Below are 10,242 nucleotides of genomic sequence, written 5' to 3' on the forward strand. Positions count from 1 at the left end.
CGTGCGGCCTGGCCCGTGCGGCCTGGCCCGTGCGGCCTGGCCCGTGCGGCCGGCCCGTGCGGCCTGGCTCGCCTGACGCGGCCGCGCCCGGTCTGGGGTGATGCGGCCCGTGGCCGGTCATGGGGTGATCGACTCGGGTTTCTGGAAGTCGGGCTGTCGCTGGCGGGTGGACCGGCCGGTTTCGTGGAAGTCGAGTGGATCTACGGCGTGGGGTCGGGATGGCCTTTGGTTGAGCTTGGCGTCAGCCGGCGGGCAGATGGCGGAGGCTGCGGACCTTGCGCCACAGGTCGGCGTCGCAACGGCCGGCGCGGTCGGCGAAGTCGGCGAGGCTGACCCGGACCGGCTCGGTCAGGCTCAGGTAGCTGTCGTGCTCGGCGTCGGCATCCCACTCCCGGGTGGGAATCCGGACGTGGTCGTCCCGGTCGCTCTTGTCCTGACTGGTGATCTTCAGGACGTCGGCGCCCCGGGAATCGACGCGGAGGACCAGGCAGGGCCGCACCTTCGAGCCGCTGCCGTCGACGTACGGCACATCGGCCCACCAGATCTCGCCCGCTGCCGGAGCGTCGGCCGCACGATCGGTCTGCCGGGAGCGGGTCGTACCGGCCGGTCGGTCGGTGCCACGCGGCCTCGGCGGCGCGGGTCGACGGCCGCCCCCGCCGGTCGCGGCACCCCGGCCGGGACGGTCGGTCGAGCGTCGGTCGGTCGAGCGTCGCGTGGCCGCCCGGCTCCGCCAGCTGTTCCACGCCCAACCGGCGGCCACCGCCAGCAGGATCGCGACCGCCCAGAGCAGCGCCTCGTTCATCGCCACCTCCACGTCAGGGCGGCGCGCCGGCCGCTTCGTCCGGCGATCCTCGCACGTCATGACCCCCGTCGCCCGCTGGCGACACCGCCGCCCGTGCACGGGCGCACGCGCTGGGCGCACGCGCTGGGCGCACGCGCTGGGCGCGCGGTAGTGCGTCGTGATCGACTCGAGATCACCGATCTGGGGGCATCTGGGCGCGCGGATACCCCGATATCGGCGATCTGGAGTCGATCAACGGGCCGCGTTCCGGCCTCCTTGCGGGTGGGCGGCGGATTGTCACCCCGGACCGATACCGTGCCTTAGTAGCGTGATCAGGGAGGTCGCAGGCGTGTCCGAAAGTGGCGGGGTGTCCGAGGAGCAGATCGGTCAGCAGGTCAGCCGGGCTCAGGAGGCGGCGGCCGGCGCAGAGCCGACGCCGCAGGCGCGGGAGCGGCACGCCACGTTGAGCGGTGAGCTGACCGAACATCAGTACCGCTACTACGTGCTCGACTCGCCGATCATCACCGACGCCGAGTTCGACAAGCAGTTGCGCCAGCTCGAAGCGCTGGAGGAGGAGTTTCCGGCGCTGCGCACGCCGGATTCGCCGACGCAGCGGGTGGGCGGCACGTTCTCCACCGACTTCACCCCCGTCACGCACGCCGAGCGGATGCTCTCGCTCGACAACGCCTTCGCCGACGAGGAGTTGGCAGCCTGGGCCGAGCGGGTCGAGCGGGACGCGGGCGGGCCGGTGCCCTACCTCTGCGAGTTGAAGGTCGACGGTCTGGCGATCAACCTGACCTACGAGGCCGGGCGGCTGGTCCGGGCGGCCACCCGGGGTGACGGCCGCACCGGCGAGGACGTCACCGCCAACGTGCGCAGCATTCGGGACGTACCCGGCCAGCTCACGCCGTCCGCCGAGTTCCCGACGATCCCCGAGTTGCTGGAGGTCCGGGGCGAGATCTACTTCCCGATCGCCGCGTTCGCGGACCTCAACGCGGGTCTGGTGGAGCAGGGCAGGGCCCCGTTCGCCAACCCCCGCAACGCCGCCGCCGGCAGCCTGCGGCAGAAGGACCCACGGATCACCGCCTCCCGGCCACTGCGGCTGGTCGTGCACGGCATCGGGGCCCGTCGGGGCTTCCAGCCCACGGCCCAGTCCGAGTCGTACGGGGCGCTGAAGGCGTGGGGGCTGCCGACCAGCGACCGGTGGCGTGTCGTGCCGGACCTGTCCGGCGTGGCGGAATACATCGCCTACTACGCCGAGCACCGGCACGACGTCGAGCACGAGATCGACGGTGTGGTGGTCAAGGTCGACCCGGTCTCCATCCAGGGTCGTCTGGGCTCGACCAGTCGGGCCCCGCGTTGGGCGATCGCCTTCAAGTACCCGCCCGAGGAGGTCACCACCAAGCTCCTCGACATCGACGTCAACGTGGGGCGTACCGGTCGGGTCACACCGTTCGCCGTCCTCGAGCCGGTGCGGGTGGCCGGCTCGACCGTCGCGCTCGCCACCCTGCACAACGCCCGCGAGGTGGAGCGAAAGGGTGTGCTGATCGGCGACACGGTGGTGCTGCGCAAGGCCGGCGACGTGATCCCCGAGGTGCTCGGTCCGGTGGTCGACCTGCGGCCCGCCGATGCCCGCCCGTTCGTCATGCCGACAAGCTGCCCGTCCTGCGGCACCCCGCTCGCGCCGTCCAAGGAGGGCGACGTCGACATCCGGTGCCCCAACACCCGCAGCTGCCCGGCCCAGCTCCGGGAGCGGGTGTTCCACCTCGCCGGCCGGGGCGGGTTCGACATCGAGGTGCTCGGCTACAAGGGTGCGGCGGCGCTGCTGGACGCGGAGATCATCGCCGACGAGGGTGACCTCTTCCAGCTCGACGCCGACCAGCTGTCCCGGTCACCGTTCTTCGTCAACAAGGACGGCAGCCTCGGCTCCAACGCGGTCAAGCTGCTCGACAACCTGGCCGTCGCCCGGGAACGCGACCTGTGGCGGGTGCTCGTGGCGCTCTCCATCCGGCACGTCGGCCCCACGGCCGCCCAGGCGTTGGCCCGGCACTTCCGCTCGATGGAGGCCATCGACGCGGCCAGCGAGGAGGAGCTGTCCTCGGTCGACGGGGTCGGGCCGACCATCGCGGCCAGCATCCGGGAGTGGTTCGCGGTCGACTGGCACCGCGAGGTGGTCCGCAAGTGGGCCGAGGCGGGCGTACGGATGGCCGAGGAAGCGGTCGACGAGGGCCCGCGCCCGCTGGAGGGGTTGACCGTCGTGGTCACCGGCACCCTCGCCGGCTTCTCCCGGGACCAGGCCGCCGAGGCCGTGCAGAGCAGGGGCGGCAAGGTCAGCGGGTCGGTCTCCAAGAAGACGAGCTTCGTCGTGGTGGGGGACAACCCGGGGTCCAAGGCCGACAAGGCGGCCAGCCTCAAGGTGCCGGTGCTCGACGAGGACGGGTTCCGGCTGCTGCTGGACGCGGGTCCGGACGCCGCGCGGGAGGTCGCCCGAGTCGAGGGCTGACTCCGCCACGCGTCGGAGTGGCCGCCGCGTATACCAACTTAATTACGACTACGACCGATTCGTGACTGTCATACCGGGAAACCCGGGGCCGAGGGCGTTTCATTGGGTCACGACGTGCCCACCGACACGTCGACCGGTCCTCGGGAGGTGTGATGGAGGTCGCCGACCCGCGCAACTCCCTCCCACCTGGGCGGGCTGCGCCGTTCGCCGCCTTCGTCGTCGGCATCCTCGTGGTGGCGGCGCTGACCGCCGCCGGTCCACTCACGACGCTTCCCGACGAGGTGTCCCGCCTGCCGGTGGCGTTCTGGACGATGGCCGCGCTCGCGGTGGTCTGCGACGCGCGCCCGTTCGTCCCACCCGGGCGACGGCAGACCTCGGCGGTCTTCCCGTCCACCTGCTTCACCTTCGCGATCCTGCTCGGTTGGGGGCTCGGCCCGGCGGTGGTGGTGCAGGCTGTCGGGGTGATCGTCTCCGGTTGGCGGATGGGCAACGCCGCGTGGCGGACCGCGTTCAACGTCGGCCAGTACGCCTGCGCGCTCGCCGCCGCGTACGGCGTCATCCAGCTCGGGCCGGGCACCATCTTCTCCGGGGGACACCTGCACTGGACCGACGTGGCCGCCGTCGGGGGCGCGACGCTGGCCTGGTTCGTCGTGAACTACGGCCTGGTGAGCTGGGCGGTGCGGCTGCGCTTCGGCGACCGCTGGTGGCCCACGGTCCGCCAGGGCGTCGGTTTCGAACTGCTCTCCACCGGCTCGCTGCTGCTGCTCGCCCCGGTGCTGGTCGCCGCCGCCCGTCTCAGCGCGGCGTTGATCCCGCTGGTGCTGGTGCCGCTCTTCGCCGTGTACCGGATGGCCCGGCTGACCGTCGAGCAGCAGCATCTCGCCGACGCGGATCCGCTGACCGGGTTGCCCAACCGCAAGGCGCTGCTGACCGAGGTGGCCGAGCAGGTGCACCTGCACGCCGAGCGGACCGCCCGCGGCGAGCCCGGCGGGCATCTGGCGCTGCTGCTCATCGACCTGGACCGCTTCAAGAACGTCAACGACGCGCTCGGGCACGCCGTCGGTGACCGGCTGCTGGTCGAGGTCAGCGCCCGGCTCACCGATGTGGAGCCCCAGCCGCAGATGATCGCCCGCCTGGGTGGCGACGAGTTCGCCATCGTGATGACCGGGCTGACCGATGTCGGCCAGGCGCGCGAGTTGGCCGATCGTGTGGTCGGGGCGTTGGCCGAGCCGGTGCCGTTGGACGGACTGCCGCTCGACGTCGGAGGTTCCATCGGGATCGCCCTCTTCCCCGAGCACGGCGAGGACTTCGCCACCCTGATGCGGCACGCCGACGTGGCGATGTACGACGCCAAGCACCGCAACGACACGGTCGCGGTGTACGCGCCGGAGTCCGACCACAACTCGGCCGAGCGTCTCGGGCTCCTCGCCGACCTCCGCCGGGTGCTCGAGTCCGGCTCGTCCGCCGACGAGGCAAGCCACGCCGACGAGGCAAGCCACGCCGACGAGGCAAGCCAGGCCGACGCCGCAAGCCACGCCGACGAGGCAAGCCAGGCCGACGCCGCAAGCCACGCCGACGAGGCCACGCACGCCGCACCAGCCGCTTCCGCCACACGAGCAGGCCATCCCGTACCCGTGGACGACCCCGAGTCGGGTGAGTCGGAGCGGACGGCAGACGTACCCCTTGCGGTGGAGGCCGAGGTGCGCGGCGGTGACGGCGCGGCGCTGCCGGCCGGTGCGGCGCCGGTGATCGCCGCGACGCCGCCGACCGGCGGGCGGTGGTGGGCTCGCCGTCGGCGCGCCGACGGCGAGTTGGCGCACGCCGATGAGCTGATCAACCGGATCGCCACCGGCGCCGACCCGATCCGGGGCCGCAACAGTCGCGCGACGATTCCGGGTACCCGCCCGGGCCCGAGCCGGGACCGGCGTTCCGGCGGTCACGGCCGTCGCTCGCCGAACGGCGGCGCGCTGCCACCGGCGGGCGACCACCGTCCGGGGCGCGACGGTGGGCCCGTTGCGGGGGAGCGGGTGATCGAGGCGACCGGGTGGGTACGCGACGGCGGCGAGCCGGCCGACGACGCCGGTGAGATCACCATGTACTACCAGCCGCAGATCGCCATCGCGACCGGCGAGGTGGTCGGTGTCGAGGCCCTGCTGCGCTGGCGGCACCCGCGTCGGGGCATGGTCGACCCGGAGGAGCTGATCCGGGTCGCCGAGCAGAGCGCGGTGATGCGGCTGCTCACCCGGCGCGTCGTGGACGACGTGGTGGAGCAGCTCGCCAAGTGGTCGGCGGCCGGCATCGGGCTGCGCGCGGCGCTCAACGTCAGTGTGCGCGACCTGCACACCGGCGAGATCGCCGACCAGATCGCCGACCGGCTGGCCCGCTACGGGGTGCCGGCCGAGCGGCTGCAACTGGAGATCACCGAGGGCGCGTTGATGGCCGATCCGCGCCGGGTGCTGGCCACCATCTCCCGGTTGCACCAGATCGGGGTGGCCATCGCGCTGGACGACTTCGGCACCGGGTACTCGTCGCTGCAACACCTGCGCCGACTGCCGCTGTCCGAGGTGAAGGTGGACCGGTCGTTCGTGCTGGGCATGGCCGAGGACGCCGACGACGCGGCCATCGTCCGCTCGACGATCGAGCTGGCGGGCGCGCTGGGCCTGCGGGTGGTCGCCGAGGGCGTGGAGGACGAGCGGACCTGGCGGATGTTGTACGCGGCCGGCTGCGACGCGGCCCAGGGGTGGTTCTACGCCCGCCCGATGCCCGCCGAGGAGCTGGTCACCTGGCTGGCCCGCTACCGGCCGGTCCGCCCCAGCGGAGGTCCGGAGCCGGACGCCGCCCGCAGACTGACGCGCTGACCCACCCGAGCAGCCGGCGCGGGGGGCGGAACAATAGACTCGCTCCGGTCACCGCGCGTCACGCTGCACCCGCCGCGCGCCGGCACACCGCCCGACCAGCAGGACATCAGAAGGGGGCACGGATGGCCGCCATCTCCCGCGAGGAGGTCGCGCACCTGGCGCGCCTGTCGCGGCTCGCCGTCACCGAGGAGGAGCTGGACACGTTCGCCGGCCAGCTCGACGTGATCCTCCAGGCGGTCGCCCAGGTCGGCGAGGTCGCCGCCGCGGACATCCCGCCGACCTCGCACTCGGTGCCGTTGACCAACGTCTTCCGTGAGGACGTCGTCACGCCGTGCCTGACCCCGCAGGAGGCGCTGTCGGGCGCGCCGGACGCCGAGGACCAGCGGTTCCGCGTACCCCGGATTCTGAGCGAGGACGTGGCCTCATGAGCGAGCGCCAGCGAGCGAATCAACAGTGCAGCGCTGTGGTGCCTCATGGCGTCGCGGAGCGAAGCGGAGTGACGGCATGAGCGATTTGACCAGAATGACCGCGACGGAGATCGCCGCCCTGGTCGCCGGCGGGGAGACCTCCGCCGTCGAGGTGACCCAGGCGCACCTGGACCGGATCGCCGCGGTCGACGACCGGGTGCACGCCTTCCTGCACGTGGACACCGACGGCGCGCTCGCCGCGGCCCGCGAGGTGGACGAGCGCCGGGCCGCCGGCGAGGAGCTGGGCGCCCTCGCGGGTGTGCCGGTCGCGGTGAAGGACGTGCTCGCCACCCGTGGCGTGCCGACCACCGTCGGCTCGAAGATCCTCGAAGGCTGGCGTCCGCCGTACGACGCGACGATCGTGCAGCGGCTGCGTGCCGCCGGCACCGTCATGCTGGGCAAGACGAACATGGACGAGTTCGCGATGGGCTCCTCCACCGAGTACTCGGCGTACGGCCCGACGCACAACCCGTGGGACCTGAGCCGCATCCCGGGTGGCTCGGGTGGTGGCAGCGCCGCCGCGCTGGCCGCGTACGAGGCGCCGCTGGCGATCGGCTCGGACACCGGTGGCTCGATCCGGCAGCCCGGCGCGGTCACCGGCACCGTGGGGGCGAAGCCCACCTACGGCGGCACCTCCCGGTACGGCCTGGTGGCGTTCTCCTCGTCGCTGGACACCCCCGGCCCGTGTGCCCGCAACGTGCTCGACGCGGCCCTGCTGCACCAGGTGATCGGCGGGCACGACCCGCGCGACTCGACGTCGATCCCGCAGCCCGTACCGGACGTGGTGGCGGCGGCGAAGCTGGGCGCGACCGGTGACCTGACCGGCGTACGACTCGGCATCGTCAGCGAGTTCGTCGGCGAGGGCGCCGAGGCGGGCGTGATGGCGGCGTTCCGCGAGTCGGTCGACGCGCTGACCAAGATGGGCGCCGAGGTCGTCGAGGTGTCCTGCCCGACGTTCGCGTACGCGCTACCGGCGTACTACCTGATCGCCCCGAGCGAGTGCTCCTCCAACCTGGCCCGGTTCGACGGCGTCCGGTTCGGCCTGCGGGTCGGCGACGACGGCAACCGGTCGCTGGAGGAGGTCATGTCGCTGACCCGCGAGGCCGGCTTCGGCCCCGAGGTCAAGCGCCGCATCATGATCGGCACGTACGCGTTGTCGTCGGGGTACTACGACGCGTACTACGGCCAGGCGCAGAAGGTCCGTACGCTCATCACGCGGGACTTCAACGCCGCGTTCGAGCAGGTGGATGCGCTGATCTCGCCGACCACCCCGTTCACGGCCTTCCCGATCGGCGCCCGCACCGCCGACCCGTACCAGATGTACCTGGCCGACCTGTTCACCATTCCGACCAACCTGTACGGCGGGCCGGGCATCTCGGTGCCCTGTGGTCTCTCCGAGGGGCTGCCCGTGGGCCTGCAGGTGATGGCCCCGACGATGGCCGACGACCGGATGTACCGGGTCGCTGCCGCGTTGGAGTCCGCGGTCGGCACGTTCACCCCACCGGCACTGTGAGGCAGGAGCCCAGATGACGACGACGCTGCCCGCGTACGACGAGGTCGTCGCGCGCTACGAACCGGTGATCGGCCTGGAGACCCACGTCGAGTTGGGCACGAACACCAAGATGTGGTGCGGCTGCCCGACCGACTTCGGTGGCGAGCCGAACACCCGGGTCTGCCCGGTGTGCCTGGGCCTGCCCGGGTCGCTGCCGGTGGCCAACAAGGCCGCCATCGAGGCGATCATCCGGATCGGCCTGGCGTTGAACTGCTCGATCGCCGAGTGGTGCCGGTTCGCCCGGAAGAACTACTTCTACCCGGACATGCCGAAGAACTTCCAGATCAGCCAATACGACGAGCCGATCTGCGTCGACGGCTACCTGGACGTCGAGGTCAACGGCGAGACGGTGCGGATCGAGATCGAGCGGGTGCACCTGGAGGAGGACACCGGCAAGACTCTGCACGTCGGCGGTGCCACCGGGCGGATCCACGGCGCGACGGAGTCGCTCGTGGACTACAACCGGGCCGGTATCCCGCTGGTCGAGATCGTCACCAAGCCGGTCGTGGGCACCGGGGCGCTCGCCCCGGACGTGGCCCGGGCGTACGTCGCGGAGCTGCGTGACGTGATCCGTACCCTCGGCGTCTCGGACGTGCGGATGGAGGAGGGTTCGCTGCGCTGCGACGTGAACACCTCGCTGAACCTGCCGGGGCAGGAGTGGGGTACGCGTACCGAGACCAAGAACGTCAACTCGCTGCGGTCGGTGGAGCGGGCGGTCCGCTCGGAGATGCTGCGGCAGGCGGCGGTGCTCGACGCGGGCGGCCGGATCACCCAGGAGACCCGGCACTTCCACGAGGAGAGCGGCGACACCACGTCGGGCCGCTCGAAGGAGACGGCCACCGACTACCGGTACTTCCCGGAGCCGGATCTGGTGCCGGTCGCCCCGGACCCGGCCTGGGTCGCCGAGCTGAAGGCCGCCCTGCCGGAGCTGCCTCGGGTGCACCGGCGTCGGCTCCAGCAGCAGTGGGGCCTGTCCGACCTGGACATGCAGTCGGTGCTCAACGCCGGAGCGGTCGAGTTGATCGAGGCCACCGTGGCAGCCGGCACCACCCCGGCCGCGGCCCGTAAGTGGTGGCTGGGCGAGTTGTCCCGCCGGGCCAACGAGAGCGGCGTGGAGCTGGCCGACATCGGCGCCACCCCGGCGCAGGTCGCCGAGCTGCAGGGTCTGGTCGACGCCGGCAAGCTCAACGACAAGATGGCCCGTACGGTGCTGGAGGGCGTGGTCGACGGTGAGGGCTCACCCACCGAGATCATGACCAGCCGGGGCCTGGAGGTCGTCTCGGACACCGGTGCGCTCACCACCGCGGTGGACGAGGCCATCGCCGCCAACCCGGGCATCGCCGACAAGATCCGCAGCGGCAAGGTCGCGGCGGCCGGCGCGCTGGTCGGCGCGGTGATGAAGTCGACCCGTGGTCAGGCCGACGCCGCAGCCGTCCGCACGTTGATCCTGGAGCGCCTGGGCGTCCAGGGCTGACCAATCTCGGTGTGCACGGGCTGGCGCGGTGTGTGCCAGCCCGTTCGCCGTGTTCACCACACTTAGGTCGGGTTCGAGGCGGCGTTGGCACGTGTGGTTGAGCAATCGGCCCGGGCCCGGGTCTTGGGACCTGGCGCTGCGTCCCCGCCGTCGCACTCGGCTGATCCGGCCGTCGACGCCCCGACAGGTTGCACGGCGGCGGGGGCTGTGACTGAAACACCTGTGCCGCTCGCCTCGTCACGCTTGCATCTGAAGTCCGCGTAGGAATCACCCACTGCGTACGCGGTCCCGGCCTGTACCGCACATCTGCACTTTCCTCGTTGCGGTGTTGACCTGCCCGGAGCGCATTCTGAAACACACTGCCTGTGGCGCCGTTCTGTCAAACCTGAAGTTTCCTGTCTGGTCGGCCTTCTTTGTGGGCTTTATGGTTTTAAGTGGAGGTCTCGTCGAGTGGTTGCGCTGATCCGGAGGGTTGTTTCGAGTGGGTGAGGGTGGGGTTGTGGGGTGTGTGGAGTTTGGGTTGACGTGGGTGCGGTCGGGGGTGTTTTTGGGCGGGGGTGTGCCACCGGAGGAAGTGTGTCTTGGTGAGCCGGTGGTGGGTGTGCAG

Annotated in this window: 6 protein-coding genes; 5 read left to right on the forward strand and 1 reads right to left on the reverse strand. The window is 71.7% G+C overall.

Features of this window, described 5'->3' with window-relative positions; translation table 11 throughout:
- Window positions 1–241: 241 nt before the first annotated feature.
- A complete protein-coding gene (locus tag ABZV06_RS17955; RefSeq protein ID WP_355622655.1) occupies window positions 242–802 on the reverse strand; it encodes a type II toxin-antitoxin system PemK/MazF family toxin in 561 nt (186 codons plus the stop codon).
- A gap of 346 nt (window positions 803–1,148) precedes the next feature.
- Here ABZV06_RS17955 and ligA point away from each other — a divergent pair, with 346 nt between their 5' ends.
- The 5 genes from ligA to gatB all read left to right on the forward strand — a co-directional run bounded on the left by ligA (window position 1,149) and on the right by gatB (window position 9,635).
- Window positions 1,149–3,284 carry an NAD-dependent DNA ligase LigA gene (ligA, locus tag ABZV06_RS17960; protein ID WP_355233089.1) on the forward strand — a complete coding sequence of 712 codons (2,136 nt, stop codon included), beginning with the start codon at window positions 1,149–1,151 and terminating at the stop codon, window positions 3,282–3,284.
- Between the two features lie 152 nt (window positions 3,285–3,436).
- Window positions 3,437–6,142, forward strand: coding sequence for an EAL domain-containing protein (locus ABZV06_RS17965; protein ID WP_355622658.1), 2,706 nt, complete (start codon window positions 3,437–3,439; stop codon window positions 6,140–6,142).
- Window positions 6,143–6,264: 122 nt separating this feature from the next.
- Window positions 6,265–6,570: an Asp-tRNA(Asn)/Glu-tRNA(Gln) amidotransferase subunit GatC gene (gene gatC, locus ABZV06_RS17970; RefSeq protein ID WP_088991147.1), complete on the forward strand. Its 306-nt coding sequence runs from the start codon at window positions 6,265–6,267 to the stop codon at window positions 6,568–6,570.
- A gap of 76 nt (window positions 6,571–6,646) precedes the next feature.
- Window positions 6,647–8,122, forward strand: a complete 1,476-nt coding sequence (gene gatA, locus ABZV06_RS17975; RefSeq protein WP_355622661.1) for an Asp-tRNA(Asn)/Glu-tRNA(Gln) amidotransferase subunit GatA — start codon at window positions 6,647–6,649, stop codon at window positions 8,120–8,122.
- A gap of 13 nt (window positions 8,123–8,135) precedes the next feature.
- On the forward strand, window positions 8,136–9,635 hold the full coding sequence (gatB, locus tag ABZV06_RS17980; protein WP_355232934.1) for an Asp-tRNA(Asn)/Glu-tRNA(Gln) amidotransferase subunit GatB: 1,500 nt from the start codon (window positions 8,136–8,138) through the stop codon (window positions 9,633–9,635).
- Window positions 9,636–10,242 lie beyond the last annotated feature (607 nt).

Origin of the sequence: Micromonospora sp. NPDC005172 (assembly GCF_040608555.1) — a bacterium.
Classification (GTDB): Bacteria; Actinomycetota; Actinomycetes; order Mycobacteriales; family Micromonosporaceae; genus Micromonospora.

What these genes read in the sequence shown, in the direction of transcription:
- ABZV06_RS17955 (WP_355622655.1), bottom strand. Translation starts at nt 802, where the DNA reads ATGAACGAGGCGCTGCTCTGGGCGGTCGCGATCCTGCTGGCGGTGGCC.
- ABZV06_RS17965 (WP_355622658.1), top strand. Translation starts at nt 3,437, where the DNA reads ATGGAGGTCGCCGACCCGCGCAACTCCCTCCCACCTGGGCGGGCTGCG.
- gatC (WP_088991147.1), top strand. Translation starts at nt 6,265, where the DNA reads ATGGCCGCCATCTCCCGCGAGGAGGTCGCGCACCTGGCGCGCCTGTCG.
- gatA (WP_355622661.1), top strand. Translation starts at nt 6,647, where the DNA reads ATGAGCGATTTGACCAGAATGACCGCGACGGAGATCGCCGCCCTGGTC.
- gatB (WP_355232934.1), top strand. Translation starts at nt 8,136, where the DNA reads ATGACGACGACGCTGCCCGCGTACGACGAGGTCGTCGCGCGCTACGAA.